Origin of the sequence: Aeromonas sp. TW 6 (assembly GCF_013168745.1) — a bacterium.
GTDB lineage: Bacteria > Pseudomonadota > Gammaproteobacteria > Enterobacterales > Aeromonadaceae > Aeromonas > Aeromonas caviae.
On sequence record NZ_JABERS010000016.1, the window covers coordinates 43,898 to 59,285 of the forward strand.

A 15,388-nucleotide genomic window follows, 5' to 3' on the forward strand; every position below is an offset into this window, starting at 1 on the left:
ATTGTTCACCACTGGTTATCAATCATATGTACGGTCATGGTCGAGCAAGTGGTCCAGCGGCTTGCGGCTGGCACTCTCGTGACGTTCCCGGTTGCCGGTGTGCAGGTACTTGGAGGTGGTGTCGATGCTGTCATGTCCCGCATCGGCTTGTACGTGGGATAAAGGCCGGCCGTGCAGATTGATGTCATGGGTGATACCGGTATGGCGAATGGAGTGCGGCGTCAGGGTTCGCATTTCAGCGGCATCCTGATCAAAACCGTCTTGTTCGGCGAGGCTTGCGGCCTGTTCAAATACCGCCATTACCAAGTCCCGTAGCTGGCGGATACCCAGATTGGCATTGAGTTCGCCTTGTTCGCGGCCATGGGCCGCCGCCTTGTGGCGTACGAACAGCGGGGTCTGCTCCCCGGGGGCCGGCAGTGGCGAAAGTCCAAGAAAGGTACGATAGCGAGCCAGGGCTTCGAGCAGAGCCTGAGAAACGGCCACGGTGCGACGTTTACCGCCTTTGCTGCGGGGAATGTCATAACCCCAGACGCCCGTTTTGGCGTCACGTCGAAACTGGCCCATGACGGGGCTGAAACCCGGCCTGGCCGCCACCTCGGAAATCCGCAGATAACAGGCATACATCAGACAGATGAGAAAGCGGCTGCGCTCATGTTGTGCCGGGCATTCGGCAGCGAGCTGTTCGGCGGCTTGCATCACATAGGACCATTGCAGTTCGGTGAAGGATTGCGCGTCTTCACCAGCCTCCTGGGGGCCCGCACGTTTAACCCGCTGCAGCAGGAGAGCCGGATTGCGATCCATGTACTCCTCCTGGATGAGAAACTGGAAGAAGGCGGACAAAATGGCGAGTTTTGTCTTCATCGCCTGCTCACTCAGTCGATACGGCAGCTCCCGGCCCAGTTCCCGCTTGCCCAGAAACGGACGCCACAGGGGGTTTGGCAACCGTTCCCCCCACTCCTTGTCGAGCACGAACTGGGCGACGTTGCGGTAGGCAATCAGTCCGGACGGTGGCGCCTGGCAATAGTCGAGATAGCGCATCATGATGCGCCTGGTGAGATCCCTGGGGCTGATGGCCACCTCGCAAAAACACCAGTGCAAAAAAGTGGTCAGCTCACTGCGATAGGTCTTGTAGTTGTTTTCGCTGTGGCGCTGCTCCAGCAGCCAGTCGACGGCCAGCTCATACACGATCCCCGCGTCGGGGACCTTGCCAAGACTCAGGGTGGCGAGGTACTGGTTGACCTGGGGATTGCCCGCTTCAAGGTGGTCCACGCTATCGAACAGTGGCATGGCGGGTGGAAGTGCTGGATGAGTCATGATGGTGTGTGATGTCGGTTGAATGTTTTGAACGGGGCCGCAACCCCCTGATGCCGATAAATGGGGTTATCGGCATCAGGGCTTGCAGTGCGCCTTGGGGGCAACGACCTGAGGCATCTTGCTGTGATACCCCATGATGACGAGCAATCGGCATATTCAATAAATATGCGGTCTGGTTGGAAAATTCTCGGGGAAAAGAGTCGTGACAATGACTTAAGTTGCACTTTTCATGAATGAAATAGCGGGTTCTTCCTCACATCCCCTTCCCCGCCCTTTTGTCTCAAGCCACGCTCTTCAGGGGCTTCCCCTTTGGCAGTTCAGTATCCTGCTTGTCTTCTTTGGGGGAATTCCCCTGCCCTTTTCCACCGCGCAATACCTGCTGCAACTGATCCCGCTGCTCGGCCAGATAAAAGGCCAGACTCTCCTGCTGCTCCGGTGCAAGCGCGACCGGCGCACCCGCCAGCAGTGTCATCAGCTCATCGGCGGTGTCCAGCAGTTTGTCATAGGCATCCGCCTCTTTCTTGCTGGCAAAGGTCATCTTCTCCACTCCCCCACGTACCACAACATACTTGATCTCAACGGCCATCGCGGCGCCCTCCTGATGATAGTGATTGCAAGTATATGTACGTATATACAGTATTGCAAATACCCTCAGCATGTCGGCATGCATCGCCAGCCCCTGCTTGGCTGGCGGCGGCCAGTTCACAGCGGAAAACACGTCTTTTCAAAGGGGGCTGTGCAGCGCGGCAAGACAGGGCAGGCGTTTTAAGGTAAATTTCATCAATTCCTTCAACAGGTTGAATCGTATGTCGGATCCGCACTCGGTGATTGTCTGTCCGGCCTGTGACTTGCTGATCGAACGCAAGTTGCTGCCGCTGCGCCGTCACGCCCATTGCCCCCGCTGTCATCAGCATCTGTATGGGCGTTATGCCTTTCGCCCTTCCCAGTTGATGGCGCTGACCATCACCGGATTCCTGTTGCTGCCTTCCGCGTTTTTTGAGCCTTTGATCTATCTTCGTCTGGCGGGCGTGAACTCGGACGCCAACCTGATCAAGGGAATTATGATGCTGTATGCCGAGAGCGAGCTCTGGGTGGCAACACTGGTGCTCTGGTGCGCCGTGCTGGCGCCGACAGGGCTGCTGCTCGGGATCTTTGCCCTCGCCTCCGGCCTGGCCAAGCGCTGGCATCTGCTGGCGTGGACCCTCAAAGCGGTCGAGGTATTTCGCCACTGGGCCATGCTGGAGGTGTACATCGTCAGCCTGCTTGTCGCCCTGTTCAAGCTTATCGACATCGCCGACGTGCGCCTGGGAGGTGGTCTGCTAAGCCTGGGTTGTCTGATGCTGCTCAACATGACGCTGCTGATCCTTTTTGATCCTGCCCCTTACTGGGAGCGGATTCCGCTGCAACATGCCTCCCGGGAGCCGGACCATGTCCCCGATCAGCGCCCGTGAACTGGGGCTTTGCCGCTGCCATACCTGCGGGTTGCTGGTGCGCCATCAACACGGCATGAGCTGCCCTCGTTGTCACACCCCCTTGCAGATGCGCATCCCCCATTCCCTCGCCTGGTCATGGGGCCTGCTGGCGCTGGCCACCTTCATGTTGTTGCCTGCGAACCTGCTGCCCATCACCCACTTCTACAACAAGGGATTATTGCAGTCCGATACCATTTTCAGCGGTATCATGGCGCTCTATCGCAGCAAGATGTCCGGCATCGCCACCATAGTACTGACCGCGAGCATCATCGTGCCCATCGGCAAGATCCTGGGCCTTGGCTGGATCTGCTGGCAGTTGCAGCGCAGCAAGCCGGTGCGCCGCAAACGCCAGCTCGTCATGTACCGCATCATCGATTTCATCGGACGCTGGTCCATGCTGGACCTGTTCGTCATCTCGCTGATGGTGGCCCTGGTGGATCGCGGCGTGCTGCTCAACGTGCGTGCCGGCCCCGGGGCGACGGCGTTCGCCGGCGTGGTGGTGCTCACCATGATGTCGGCCAGGATGCTCGATACCCGCCTGTTGTGGGACAAGGCGGCCCGTTAATGTTTTTTGTGTCGAACGCGCTGTGCATCACAGCCAATGTAAGGAGTCGGTATGGTCGGGGCTGAGCCCGTCATTGAGAAGCACCGCTGGTTATCACCGGTCTGGTTGCTGCCCTTCATCGCCCTCTTGCTGGCGGGAGGCTTTCTCTACCAGCAGTGGACGAGCAGTGGTCAACTCATTCGCATCAACTTTGCCCAGGGCAACGGTATCTTGCCGGGCAAGACCCAGTTGCGCTATCAGGGGGTCGCCATCGGCGTGGTCCAGGAGCTGGAACTGGCACAGGATGGTCGCAAGATTGCGGTGCTGGCCAAGGTGGACAGCCGTGCCCGCTCCCTCATACGCAAGGGCTCCGACTTCTGGCTGGTGAGTCCGAAGGCGTCACTGACCGAGATCTCCGGCCTGGACACCCTGGTGTCCGGCAACTACATCAACCTGCAACCCGGACGGGAGAACAACCCGCTGGAGGATGAGTTCGATGCCCTGGATGGCCCTCCCCCCGGTTATCAGGCCCAGGGGCGAACCCTGCACCTGACAGCCGATTCTCTGGGGTCGGTGGGCATCGGTGCCAAGATCTATTTCCGCGGGCTGGAGGTGGGCAGTGTCATCAACACCCGTCTTGGGGAAGAGAACCAGAACGTGATCCTGGATCTGGTGATCGAGCCGCGCTTCGAGCACCTCGTCAAGGCGGATACCCGATTCTGGAACATCAGCGGTATCAAAGGCTCCTTCAGCCTGGCTGGCGTCAGCGTGGAAGCGGGCAGTCTCACCTCCATTCTGAGCGGCGGCATTGCGTTTGACTCCCCCAAGGATTCTCCCGTGGCGCAAAAGGGGGTCAACTTCATCCTCTACAAGGGGTTGGCCGAGGCCGCCCGGGGTGAGCGCATCACCATCCAGGCGGGGACTCTGCCCATCAAGGAAGGGATGCCCATCCTCTATGAGGGCATCGAGATTGGACGAGTCGACCCCATTCGCCTCACCGAACAGGGACGGAGCGTGACGGCCCTCATCAACCCCGAACAGGCGTTCCGGGTGACCGGCAAGAGTCGTCTGGTGTGGGAGACGGTCTCTCTCTCCCCTGCCGGGATCAAGCATGCGGATCGCCTGCTGGTCGGGCCCGCCATTCGTCTGGACTATGAACCCGGTAAACGGGTCAACACCATGACCCTGGAGAGCCAGGCACAGCGCGGCGGCATCAAGCTGACCCTGCAGGCAGAGGATCTCGCCGGTTTGAGCGAAGGGGCTCCGCTCTGGTTCAAGGGGTTGCAGATAGGTCAGCTCGGGGCACTGACCCTGGATGCCGGCGGCAATGCCAGTGTCGAGTTGCTGGTGAACGAGCGTTATCGCCATCTGCTGCAACGGGCTCGCTTCTATCGCGCCGCCCCCTTGCAGGTGGAGGCGGATCTCAGCGGTATCAAGGTGGAGACCAGCCCGGCCAGTGCCTGGTTGGCGGGGGGCATCAAGCTGGTACAGGCTGCGAAGGGTGACAGGATTGACCGCCTCTACCCCAGCCAGGAGCTGGCCCTGCTTGGGAGCCGCCATGCCAAAGCGGTCAGCTGGACGCTGCGTGCCGCTCAGGCTGATGGTATCGGTGTGGGCTCCCCCGTCCTCTACCTGGGACTGGAAGCGGGCAAGGTCAAGGCGCTGGATGCCGATGATCGCGGTGTGGCCATCACCCTGGAGATCGATGCCATCTATGCTCCTTTGCTCAAGCAGCAACCCCAGTTCTGGAAGAAGGCCGCCATCGACGGCAAGATCCGGCTCGATGGCGTGCAGGTCAAGATGGGGAACCTCGCCACCCTGCTGCGTGGTGCCATCGAATTCGACAAGCTGGGGACAGGTCGCAGCAGTCATCAGCTCTTTGACAGCAAGGAGCAGGCAAGCTCCCAGGTGCGCACCCTCACGCTCACGGCGGATCACAACCCGGGTCTCGGGGTCGGCAGCCCCATCCGCTATCGCGGAGTGGACATCGGCAAGGTGGAGCAGGTGGAACTGGACCCGACCCTGGGCCAGGTAAGCTTCAAGGCCGAGCTGAATGAGCAATATGCCGCGCGCTTCCTGCAATCCGGGGCGCGCTATGCCCTGGTGCAGGCCAAGGTCGGGCTGGGGGGCGTTGCCCACCTCGATACCCTGATCAAGGGGGCCTTTGTGGAGGCGACGCCGGGCCGGGGGGCTGGCAAGGAGACCTTCCCCTTGAGCCAGAGTGGCCCCGTCGGTCTTGCCCTGACCCTCAAGAGCCCCTCCGTCGATGGCATCAGCGTGGGCAGCCCCCTGCTGTTTCGCAAGATGGTGGTGGGCAGCGTCACCGGCGTGACCCTGGCCCGGGATGGCAGCGAGGTACTGATCGATGTGAATGTGGATGGACAGTACGCCCATCTGATACGCGCCAACAGCCGCTTCTGGAATGTCTCCGGGGTCAAGGCCGATATCGGGCTGACCGGTGGCACCATCGAGGTCGAAACGGTGCAAAGCCTGCTGGCGGGCGGGATTGCCTTCAATACGCCGGAGCGGGAGATGGGCGCGACCGTCAAGGCGGGCCATCGTTATCCGCTTCATGCCAAGGCGGAAAAAGAGTGGCTGGAGTGGAGTCCCCGCATCTTACCCTGAGTTATTTCCCTGCTCGTCAAAAACCGGCCTTGTGCCGGTTTTTTTATGGCCTCATGGACTCCCCCATCAAGAAGGGCCACGCACTGTGGTAAGATGTCACCCCTCATTTTGGGTCAGCGAGATTGCGCCGTGCACGACAACACCTACCTCCCCGATCACTTCCTGCGTCACATTGCGGAGTTCATGCCATCCCATCTCTCCATGGAGGCATTCGTGGCGAGTTGCCGGCAGCCGCTGCGGCGCAGCATCCGGGTCAACACCCTCAAGATCACGGTATCCGAGTTTGTCGCCCGCATGGTGCCGCTTGGCTGGCAGCTGGAACCCGTGCCCTGGTGTGAAGCCGGCTTCTGGCTCACCCGCAGCGATGAGAGCGTTCCCCTTGGCAACACGGCCGAGCATCTGTGCGGCCTCTTCTACATCCAGGAAGCGAGCTCCATGTTGCCGGTGACGGCGCTCTTTGCCAGTGAGCAAACCAGACGGGATGGCATGTTGCTGGACGCGGCCGCCGCCCCTGGCTCCAAGACTACCCAGATCGCGGCGCTGATGGAAAACCGCGGCATGCTGATCGCCAACGAGTTTTCCAGCAGCAGGTTGAAAGTGCTGAGCGCCAATATCCAGCGCTGCGGTGTGACCAACGTCGGCATGACCCATTTCGATGCCAAGGTCTTTGGCCAATGGCTGCCTGAAACCTTCGACGCCATCCTGCTCGACGCCCCCTGCTCCGGCGAGGGGACGGTGCGAAAAGATGAAGACGCGCTGCGCAACTGGAGTCTCGAGAGCATCGACGAGATTGCCGCGGTGCAGCGTGGCCTGCTGGAGAGCGCTTTTCACGCCCTCAAACCCGGCGGCGTACTGGTCTACTCCACCTGCACCCTGAGCCTGCAAGAGAATCAGGCCGTCTGTCAGTCGTTGCAGGAGAAGTTCGGTGATGCCTTCAGCTTTGACTCGTTGGCCGATCTCTTCCCGGGAGCGGAGAAAGCCTGTACACCGGAGGGATACCTGCATGTGTGGCCCCAGATCTTCGACAGTGAAGGCTTTTTCGTCGCCCGGTTACGCAAGCATCACTCCGTGCCCAACACCATGTTCAAACCGGGCAAGCTCGGCAAGTTCCCCTTCTCACCGCTGCCAGAGAAAGAGGCCGGCCCCATGCTGCGGGAGATTGAAGGGAATTTTGGCATCGTGCCCCATGGCCAACTGTTTGGCCGCAATGACGAGATCTGGCTCTTCCCTAACGCCTTCGAGCAGGTACAGGGGAAGCTGCGTTTTGATCGCATCGGCATCAAGCTGGCTGAAACCTTCAAGAAGGGATATCGATTGACCCATGAATGGGCTCTGGCTTACGGCCATGAGGCGAGCAAGGGATGCGTCGAGCTGGATGCCGCCAATGCCCGTGAATTCATGATGGGACGAGATGTCTGGCCAGAGCAGGATCCCGGGACTGGGGAAGTGATCGTTCGTTACCAGGGGCACCCGCTCGGCATGGGGAAATGGGTGGGGAGTCGCATCAAGAATGCCCTGCCCCGGGAGCTGGTACGGGACAACAACCTGTTCAATGCGTGAGAGTGGGGTCGCTCGAGCAAAAATAGCGCCTGTTCGAGTCTGAAAAACCCCCACTCTGGTTGAACTTTTATCCGGTTCTTGAAATGCCTAGAGCCTTGTCTAAGCTTAAGGCTATCCGCATACCAGTTAGCGCACGGCTCTGCAAGGAGCCAATTCCCCTATGCCAGGTACAAGGAATTCGTACCTGGCTTTTTTTGTCTTCCTTTTTCAATCACGCCGGTTCGATACCATCGTCTATTCGAGTATGTCTGCCGACTCGGGGATATCGCTCTGCTGCGCGTTGGTCGTTTGTTGCAGTTCGTGCTGATAGAGCAGATCGATTGCCTGCTCGATGATGGAGGCCTGACTGTCTTCCAGTTGTTGCCCCAGCATGGCCAACCGCTCTGCATGACGATTGCTTATCCAGCATTGCAACCGGCTGTGGGTTTCCTGCTTGCGCTTCACGTGCTGGCGCTGCCGTTCGGCATTCTCTTGCGCAGCGTTTTTCTTCAATTCCTGGCTATCGTGACCTTCCGACATGTCTATATCGTGAATGTTATCTCTCATTTTTCGTTGGCATCTTCTACGAAAGTAAATCGGATTACGACTCCCCCACCGTCATGATGTCTGTGGAGGACGACATGAATATATCACCAGATCAACAGGATATAATTTAACATAAAAAATGGATAAGCGCGGTTTTCTATAACAACCCATCCAGGGCGTGATCCGAGAACTTGTGTGCATCATCGAAATATTCCTGCAAGGTGCGCATGTCCTTGTGCCTTGTCACCTCGATGATCTTGTTCATCGGCTTGCCCGCCGTCACCGCCGAGGTGATGAACCCCCGCCGCAAACTGTGGCCACTGACGTGGAGATCGTCGATGGCCTGGCCGGTTCGCCGCTTGATCATCAAGTTGATACCTTGCGGCCCCAGGGGATCTGTCATCAGCTGTCCCCAGCGATTCATTCGACGAAACAGGGGGCCCTCAGCAATCCGGCTTTTTTTCAGCCATTGTTGCAGTGCAGAGACCGGGCAATACCGGGTTCCTGGAATGAGTGCTATCTCCGATTCATGGAGCTGATGTTTGCTTGGTTTGAGACAAAGGCGTATCCCCTGCCCAACAAACTGCACGTCATTCACCTCGATCCTGGCTGCTTCCGACCGGCGCAAGGCGCCACTGAACATCAGGAGCAACAGGGTGTAATCCCGAAGTCCCGCCAGGTTGCTGGTATCTATCTCGTCCAGCACGCAGGCCAATGGTTTCAGGGTCAGCGCCCCCGTTTTGCGTTTGCGGTTATCACCGAGCCGTACTATGCCCCGCATCATCTCCTTGATCTCCGCATGCTCGGTCGGCATGGGGTGGATCCCCTTCTGCTTGAAGGCATAGCGAATGCCGGCAAGCCGTCTTACCAGGGTGGCCGGTTTACGAGGTTCCCCGTTGCGAAGCTCCCCCTTTCCTTCTTCCTTGTCCAGCCAGACCCAGTTGGCCAGGACGCCATCGGCCTGATCCGCCAGAAAATTCATGATGTCGTGGTGTGTTGTCTGCAAGGGATCCAGCCCATGGAGCTGGCACCAGGAGACAAAGATGCGGGTATCTGCCTGATAGGCATTGAGGGTGGAGTCGGCTTTGGCGCTGCGCAGGAAGCGTCTTGCCCGGCTGTTCAGCTGAGGATCGAAGACGCTTTGCAAGGATTGCTGAACTGGGTTTTGAAGGCGTGGGTAGTTCACTTAACTCTATGATTTAAAGCGGAGTTTCGGTGGATCTTACAGGATCTTCCAGATCTATCAAGTATCGATAATGAATATTATCGATACTTATGAAGACTGCTTTAACCCATATCAGCTCCCTCATTTATTTCTCAAGTACCCTGTCATCTCTGCTCCGTTTTATCAGGATTGTGGATTTAATCTCATCAGTATCCACCGCAAAAAAAGTGAGAGATAACAACTTGGCATGATTGTTTTTGGATGGAATGATAGTGCTGATTGTCATAGTAAAACGCCCCGCTATGCGGGGCGTTGTCTGTTATCGCTTTGCCAACTTGAACAATTCGAAGAAATTGTGGCTGGTGGCCTCCGCCAATTCGGCGAGCGATATCTGGCGAAGATCAGCGATAAATTGGGCAACGTCGCGAACAAAGGCCGGCTCGTTCTCCCTCCCCCGGTGGGGAACCGGTGCCAAATAGGGAGAGTCGGTTTCAACCAGCAGTCGTTCCAGTGGCAACGCCTTGACCACGGCCTGCAGGGCTGAGGCGTTCTTGAAAGTGGCTATTCCCGAGATGGAAATATAGAACCCCATGGCCATCGCGGCCTCGGCCATTTCGAGGGACTCGGTGAAGCAGTGCAGCACTCCGCCCACCTGTTCGGCACCCTCCTCTCGCATGATCCGCAGCGTGTCTTCCTGGGCATCCCGGGTGTGGATGATGAGCGGTTTGTTCAGTGCCCGGGCTACCCGGATATGTTCGCGGAAAGAGGCTTGCTGTACATCCTTGTTTTCCGGTGAATAGAAGTAGTCGAGCCCGGTTTCGCCGATGGCCACCACTCTCTCATCGGCCGCCTGAGTCAGCAGCAAGGGAGCATCCACCCCGGGATCCTGATTGAGCGGGTGAACACCGCAGGAGGCAAACACCTGGGGATGGGGAGCGATGGCCTCCATCATGGTCGGGAACTGGGCCTGGGTCACACTCACGCAGAGAAAATATCCCACGCTCTGCTGCGCCGCCTTGGCCAGTACATCGGCCATGTCGGTCTGCTTGGAGCCATAACTCAAGCGATCGAGATGGCAATGGGAATCAACGAGTAACATAGACAACCTTGTTTATAACCAGCGATTGAGCCAGTTCATCAAATGGATGGTGGGATTGGAAAGCTGCCCTGGCTGACAAGCCTCTTTCAGCACAACCAGCTGCTGTTCAGCTTCCAGGAGCCGTTCGCTGGAGTGTCTCTCAGCCAGTTGCTGGCTGAGTGATGCAAGATCCGGCATCGCCAGTTGATGATGGCCGCAGCCAGCCTGAAGCTTGAGGGCATCGCACAGGAAGAGCTGCAACCAGTGCAGCCGGACCTGATTATCCTCGGCCAACTGGGCGCAGACATTCGCCGCACGGGTGGGGGCCGATGCCAGCGAGACAAATCCGTCGAGCAATGCCCGTCTGGCATCATCTTGCTGTGCTTCGATGTAGCTCAGCACCCGCAGCGGCGCACCCTGGCAGATCCGCACCTGGGCCTGGGTGGCCTGATGGCCCTGCTCGGCGAGCCAGGCAAGGGTCTCCCCCTCAGAGGGGAGCTGGCAGACATGTTTGTGACAACGGCTCAAGATGGTGGGGAGCAGGCGAGATACCCGGGATGCGATGAGCAGCAACAGACTGTCGCCAGCCGGCTCTTCCAGCGTCTTCAGCAAAGCATTCGCGGCGGACTCCGTCATGCGCTCCGCCTCCTGAATGATCACCACCTTTCCGCGACCGAGCTGGGACGTGCTCTGGAGACGGCTGCAAATCTCCCGGATGGCTTCGACACCTATGGTCTTGCCCTCGGGCCCCAGGGTGCCAAGATCCGGGTGATGCCCCTTCTCAAACAGTTGGCAGGAGTGGCACTGACCGCAGGGCTCACCTCGTTGTGGATGCTGACACAGGTGCAGTCGCGCCAGTCGCTCTGCAAGCTGCTCCTTGCCAAGGCCGGGATCGCCTAGCAGCAACCAGGCGTGCCCGAGCCGTCCGGCCCGGGCCGTCTCGCTCAAGGCATGCCAATCCGGGATCAGCCAGGGATACATAGTCCCTCGCTTGCCAGATAATGCTCAAGAGCTGCCTCGATGGCGGCTTTGACTTGCTCCGGGGGCAATCCGGCATCGATGACCTGGATGGAATCATCGGCGGCCGCCAACTCGAGGTAACGCTGGCGGGTACGTTCAAAGAAGCCGATCTGCTCCAGCTCAATCCTGTCCAGCTCGCCGCGATGGCGGGCCCGCTGCAGGCCGATGGCAGGATCAATGTCGAGATAGAGCGTCAGATCCGGCTTGAAATCCCCGAGGACCGCCCGTTTGATGGCGCCGATGAGGTTCGCATCGATGCCGCGGCCACCCCCCTGATAGGCCTGAGAGGAAAGATCGTGGCGATCGCCCACTACCCAGATGCCGTCTGCCAGGGCCGGCTTGATCCTAGTCTCCACCAGTTGTACCCGGGAGGCGTACATCAACAGCAGCTCGGCCTCGACGGTCAGGCGCTCGTCGTGTACTTCCTTGACAATGGCCCGCATTCGTTCCGCCAGCGGCGTGCCGCCCGGTTCCCGGGTGCACTCGATCCGCGCTACTCCGTGGGCTTGCAGATAGTCGGTCACATAGCGCACCGCAGAGCTCTTCCCTGCCCCTTCCAATCCTTCAATCACGATAAATTTAGACATTAGGGTTTCTTCAATATGTATTCACGCACCGCCCGATTGTGTTCATCGAGGGTCTTGGAGAAGTAGTGGGCACCGCCCCCCTTGGCAACGAAGTAGAGATAGTCGGTCGATTTGGGGTTGAGCGCCGCTTCGATGGAGGCCTTGCCCGGCATGGCGATGGGCGTCGGAGGCAGACCGTCGATCACATAGGTGTTGTAGGGGTTCACGTCGGTCAGATCGCTGCGGCGAATGTTGCCATCGTACCTCTCCTTCACCCCGTAGATGACGGTAGGGTCGGTCTGCAACTTCATGCCAAGGCGTAGACGGTTGACGAACACAGAAGCAATCTGGGCCCGTTCATCCGGTTGGCCCGTCTCTTTTTCGATGATGGAGGCCATGATGAGCGCTTCATAGGGAGTCTTGTAGGGCAGATTGGCCTGACGCTTCTCCCAGGAAGCCTCCAGGAACGTTTTCATGTCCTGATAGGCGCGGCGCAGAATGGAAAGATCGCTGGCATGAGTGGTATAGGCGTAGGTTTCCGGCAGGAACCACCCCTCCAGCTTGCCATTTTCGATGCCGAGTTCCTGAGCCAGCTCGGTTTCGCTCTGCTCCAGAGTCAGGCGCTCCAGATAGGGGGCGCTGGAAAGTTGCTTCAGCCAATCCTCAAAACGGGATCCCTCGACAAAGGTCAGGCTGAAGTGAAACTCCTTGCCGGAAGCAAAGAGAGAGAGAGTCTCCTTGAGCGGCGCCCCTTCCTTGATTTCATAAGTGCCGGACTTGATGGCCACCAGTTCGGGATGACCGCGCAACCAGAGGCGCACCGCCCAGGGGCTGGTTTCCCCCTCCCCCAGTTCGGCAATCAGGCGCGCCGCATGGGCGCCTTTTTCGACGGTAAAGAGGCGTGTTGGCCCCTTGTTGGTGAGCGTCTCCACCTGTTGCCACTTGTGATACACGTACCCTCCGGCAACGGCGACAGAGAGTGCCGCCCCCGCGAGCAGGGTGTAAAGCCGATTAAACTTCAATGACCAAGCGCTCCTGTAAACGGCGGATCAATACCGGACTGGGATAGTGCATATCCCCGATGCTGGTGACCGGGACAATCCCCATCAGGGTATTGGTCAGCCAGACCTCTTCCGCCTGCCAGAGTGACTCCAATGGAGCCTCAACGACACGCAGTTCAATGCCCATCTGTTTAAGCATCGTCATCACGCGCTTGCGCATGATGCCATCGATCCCGGCGCGGGTGAGATCCGGTGTGAACACCGTCCTGCCGCGACGCCAAAACAGATTGGCGCTGACCCCTTCTACCAGAAATCCCCGGCTGTTCAAGACTATACCTTCGACCCCGCCGCGCGCAGCAAGTTCGCGCTTCAACATCACTTGTTCGAGGCGCCCCAGCGTCTTGAGACCGGCGAGCATGGGACTGTCCCCAAGCTGCTGCTGGCATACCAGGGCATTGATGCCGGTTTGCTGCCAATCATGATAATGCTCAGGATAAGGTGCCAAAGAGACGATGCGAGTGGGCGTGTCACAGCCTGCGCCGTCATATCCCCGCCCACCGGCGCCCCGGGTCAGCATTATCTTGACGACAGCCTGTGTCTGCCCAGAAGCCAGCTGCGCCGCCTCGTCGGCAAGCAGGTCCCAGGAGTGCTCGCCAAAACCAAGCCGGGCGTTGGCATGTTGCAGCCGGGCCAGATGGTCCTGCCACCAGAGTACCTTCCCTTCCCTCACCAGCATGGTGGTGAAATGACCATCACCGTATGCCAGTCCACGATCCCTGGCTGACAGTGTTTCTGTGGGTATTCCATTAATCAGCAAGGGGATCCCTCCGATAAAAAAGGCCCGATACTGCCGTATCGGGCCTTATCATTCGCCCAGAGCGAATTATACGCGTTTGAAGATCAGGGAGCCATTGGTGCCGCCAAAACCGAAGGAATTGGAGAGGGCATATTCGAAGCTGCCGGCCTTGGCAACATGCGGCACCAGATCCAGGTCGCACTCATCATCCGGGTTGTCCAGGTTGATGGTGGGAGGCACCATCTGGTCACGCAGAGAGAGCACAGTGATGATCGCCTCGATGGCGCCAGCCGCACCCAACAGGTGGCCTGTCATGGACTTGGTGGAACTGACCATCAGGGCGCTGGCATGGTCACCAAACACCTTCTTCATGCCGCGCAGCTCTGCCACATCCCCAAGGGGCGTGGAGGTACCGTGGGCATTGATGTAACCGATCTGCTCGGGTGCGATGCCAGCATCCTTGATGGCGTTCTTCATGGCGCGTGCGCCACCATCGCCGTCCGAGGGAGGGGCCGTCATGTGATAGGCATCCCCGCTCATGCCAAAGCCGACCAGCTCGGCATAGATCTTGGCGCCGCGGGCCTTGGCATGTTCATACTCTTCCAGCACCAACACGCCGGCACCGTCGCCCAGCACGAAACCGTCGCGATCCTTGTCCCAGGGGCGGCTCGCCTTCTGCGGTTCGTCATTACGGGTGGAGAGCGCCTTGGCAGCGGCAAAGCCGCCCATGCCCATGGGGGTGGAGGCTTTCTCGGCACCACCGGCGACCATCACGTCCGCATCGCCATAGGCAATCATCCGGCCAGCCATGCCGATGGCATGGGTACCCGTGGTACAGGCGGTAGTCACGGCGATGTTCGGGCCCTGCATGCCTTTCATGATGGAAAGATGACCGGACACCATATTGATGATGGTGGACGGAACGAAGAAAGGGCTCAGCTTGCGGGGGCCGCCATTGATGAGGCTGCTGTGGTTCTGCTCAATCAGACCCAGACCGCCGATACCGGAGCCGATGGCAACGCCTACCCGCTCCGCGTTCTCTTCGCTGATGACCAGGCCGGAATCTTCCAGGGCCTGAACACCCGCCGCCACGCCATACTGGATGAAGAGATCCATCTTGCGGGCTTCTTTGCGGTTGATGCCGAACTCTTCGGGGTCGAAATCCTTGACCAGGCCTGCGAAACGGGTTGCGAACTCGCTTGCATCAAAGTGGTCGATGAGGGAAATGCCGCTCTGCCCTTTGAGCAGGGCTTGCCAGCTGGATTCGGCAGTGTTGCCTACCGGGGAAAGCATCCCCAAGCCGGTCACCACGACTCTGCGTTTTGACACTGAGGTAGTCTCCGAGAGGTGTTTTGAAAGGGGTAAACATAAAAGAAGCGGCCCTTGGGCCGCTTCTTTCAGAACAGGAATTTATTCCTGATTAGCGGTGATGTAGTCGATAGCCGCTTGAACAGTGGTGATCTTCTCGGCTTCTTCATCAGGAATTTCGGTATCGAATTCTTCTTCCAGCGCCATTACCAGTTCAACGGTATCCAAAGAGTCAGCGCCCAGGTCGTCGACGAAGGAGGCAGCGTTCTTCACGTCTTCTTCTTTAACACCCAGTTGTTCGATGATGATTTTCTTTACGCGTTCTTCGATGTTGCTCATGACCTGAATTTTCCTTTAAAAATACGCTATTGCGTCTGGTTGGGGTAGTGTATTCAATTGACGTGAGTTTGCAAG

15 protein-coding genes are annotated in these 15,388 nt (G+C 58.7%); 4 read left to right on the forward strand and 11 right to left on the reverse strand.

The genetic code is table 11. The features are described 5' to 3' along the window. Positions 1–18 precede the first annotated feature (18 nt). Positions 19–1,314, reverse strand: coding sequence for a site-specific integrase (locus HKD46_RS10000; protein ID WP_171865363.1), 1,296 nt, complete (start codon positions 1,312–1,314; stop codon positions 19–21). Between the two features lie 280 nt (positions 1,315–1,594). Continuing rightward, complete coding sequence (locus tag HKD46_RS10005) at positions 1,595–1,900, reverse strand: YebG family protein (RefSeq protein ID WP_128271377.1); 306 nt, start codon at positions 1,898–1,900, stop codon at positions 1,595–1,597. A gap of 220 nt (positions 1,901–2,120) precedes the next feature. Between HKD46_RS10005 and HKD46_RS10010 the strand changes: the two genes are divergently transcribed. The 4 genes from HKD46_RS10010 to rsmF all read left to right on the forward strand — a co-directional run bounded on the left by HKD46_RS10010 (position 2,121) and on the right by rsmF (position 7,515). Next, positions 2,121–2,765, forward strand: coding sequence for a paraquat-inducible protein A (locus tag HKD46_RS10010; protein WP_010674754.1), 645 nt, complete (start codon positions 2,121–2,123; stop codon positions 2,763–2,765). Continuing rightward, the gene (locus HKD46_RS10015; RefSeq protein ID WP_010674753.1) at positions 2,743–3,351 is read left to right on the forward strand and encodes a paraquat-inducible protein A; all 609 of its coding nucleotides are present in this window, start codon (positions 2,743–2,745) and stop codon (positions 3,349–3,351) included. The genes HKD46_RS10010 and HKD46_RS10015 overlap by 23 nt, the downstream gene beginning before the upstream one ends. A 51-nt stretch (positions 3,352–3,402) precedes the next feature. Further along, a complete protein-coding gene (locus HKD46_RS10020; RefSeq protein ID WP_171865364.1) occupies positions 3,403–5,955 on the forward strand; it encodes an MlaD family protein in 2,553 nt (850 codons plus the stop codon). A 129-nt stretch (positions 5,956–6,084) separates the two neighbouring features. Beyond that, positions 6,085–7,515: a 16S rRNA (cytosine(1407)-C(5))-methyltransferase RsmF gene (rsmF, locus tag HKD46_RS10025; RefSeq protein WP_171865371.1), complete on the forward strand. Its 1,431-nt coding sequence runs from the start codon at positions 6,085–6,087 to the stop codon at positions 7,513–7,515. 234 nt (positions 7,516–7,749) lie between these two features. Here rsmF and HKD46_RS10030 read toward each other — a convergent pair whose 3' ends face one another. The 9 genes from HKD46_RS10030 to acpP all read right to left on the reverse strand — a co-directional run bounded on the left by HKD46_RS10030 (position 7,750) and on the right by acpP (position 15,313). After that, a complete protein-coding gene (locus HKD46_RS10030) occupies positions 7,750–8,034 on the reverse strand; it encodes a RepB family protein (RefSeq protein ID WP_143237543.1) in 285 nt (94 codons plus the stop codon). A 163-nt stretch (positions 8,035–8,197) separates the two neighbouring features. After that, positions 8,198–9,226 (reverse strand): tyrosine-type recombinase/integrase, encoded by a 1,029-nt coding sequence (locus HKD46_RS10035; protein ID WP_261999920.1) that lies wholly within the window; start codon positions 9,224–9,226, stop codon positions 8,198–8,200. Positions 9,227–9,524: 298 nt separating this feature from the next. Next, entirely contained in the window at positions 9,525–10,304 is a 780-nt protein-coding gene (locus HKD46_RS10040; RefSeq protein WP_103243122.1) for a TatD family hydrolase, read from the reverse strand. Positions 10,305–10,316: 12 nt separating this feature from the next. Continuing rightward, complete coding sequence (gene holB, locus HKD46_RS10045; protein ID WP_042017644.1) at positions 10,317–11,264, reverse strand: DNA polymerase III subunit delta'; 948 nt, start codon at positions 11,262–11,264, stop codon at positions 10,317–10,319. Then, a complete protein-coding gene (tmk, locus tag HKD46_RS10050) occupies positions 11,249–11,890 on the reverse strand; it encodes a dTMP kinase (protein WP_045524868.1) in 642 nt (213 codons plus the stop codon). Before tmk ends, holB begins: the two co-directional genes overlap by 16 nt. Beyond that, positions 11,890–12,891, reverse strand: a complete 1,002-nt coding sequence (mltG, locus tag HKD46_RS10055; RefSeq protein ID WP_029314535.1) for an endolytic transglycosylase MltG — start codon at positions 12,889–12,891, stop codon at positions 11,890–11,892. The genes tmk and mltG overlap by 1 nt, the downstream gene beginning before the upstream one ends. Continuing rightward, positions 12,881–13,687: an aminodeoxychorismate lyase gene (pabC, locus tag HKD46_RS10060; protein WP_041211426.1), complete on the reverse strand. Its 807-nt coding sequence runs from the start codon at positions 13,685–13,687 to the stop codon at positions 12,881–12,883. Before pabC ends, mltG begins: the two co-directional genes overlap by 11 nt. A gap of 66 nt (positions 13,688–13,753) precedes the next feature. Next, complete coding sequence (gene fabF / locus HKD46_RS10065; protein ID WP_171865366.1) at positions 13,754–14,995, reverse strand: beta-ketoacyl-ACP synthase II; 1,242 nt, start codon at positions 14,993–14,995, stop codon at positions 13,754–13,756. An 81-nt stretch (positions 14,996–15,076) separates the two neighbouring features. Beyond that, entirely contained in the window at positions 15,077–15,313 is a 237-nt protein-coding gene (acpP, locus tag HKD46_RS10070; protein WP_005300909.1) for an acyl carrier protein, read from the reverse strand. Between the last annotated feature and the right edge of the window lie 75 nt (positions 15,314–15,388).

Coding starts and splice junctions, on each gene's coding strand:
- tmk (WP_045524868.1), bottom strand. CDS start 11,890: ATGTCTAAATTTATCGTGATTGAAGGATTGGAAGGGGCAGGGAAGAGC.
- HKD46_RS10020 (WP_171865364.1), top strand. CDS start 3,403: ATGGTCGGGGCTGAGCCCGTCATTGAGAAGCACCGCTGGTTATCACCG.
- holB (WP_042017644.1), bottom strand. CDS start 11,264: ATGTATCCCTGGCTGATCCCGGATTGGCATGCCTTGAGCGAGACGGCC.
- HKD46_RS10010 (WP_010674754.1), top strand. CDS start 2,121: ATGTCGGATCCGCACTCGGTGATTGTCTGTCCGGCCTGTGACTTGCTG.
- HKD46_RS10040 (WP_103243122.1), bottom strand. CDS start 10,304: ATGTTACTCGTTGATTCCCATTGCCATCTCGATCGCTTGAGTTATGGC.
- HKD46_RS10000 (WP_171865363.1), bottom strand. CDS start 1,314: ATGACTCATCCAGCACTTCCACCCGCCATGCCACTGTTCGATAGCGTG.
- HKD46_RS10015 (WP_010674753.1), top strand. CDS start 2,743: ATGTCCCCGATCAGCGCCCGTGAACTGGGGCTTTGCCGCTGCCATACC.
- acpP (WP_005300909.1), bottom strand. CDS start 15,313: ATGAGCAACATCGAAGAACGCGTAAAGAAAATCATCATCGAACAACTG.
- HKD46_RS10005 (WP_128271377.1), bottom strand. CDS start 1,900: ATGGCCGTTGAGATCAAGTATGTTGTGGTACGTGGGGGAGTGGAGAAG.
- HKD46_RS10030 (WP_143237543.1), bottom strand. CDS start 8,034: ATGTCGGAAGGTCACGATAGCCAGGAATTGAAGAAAAACGCTGCGCAA.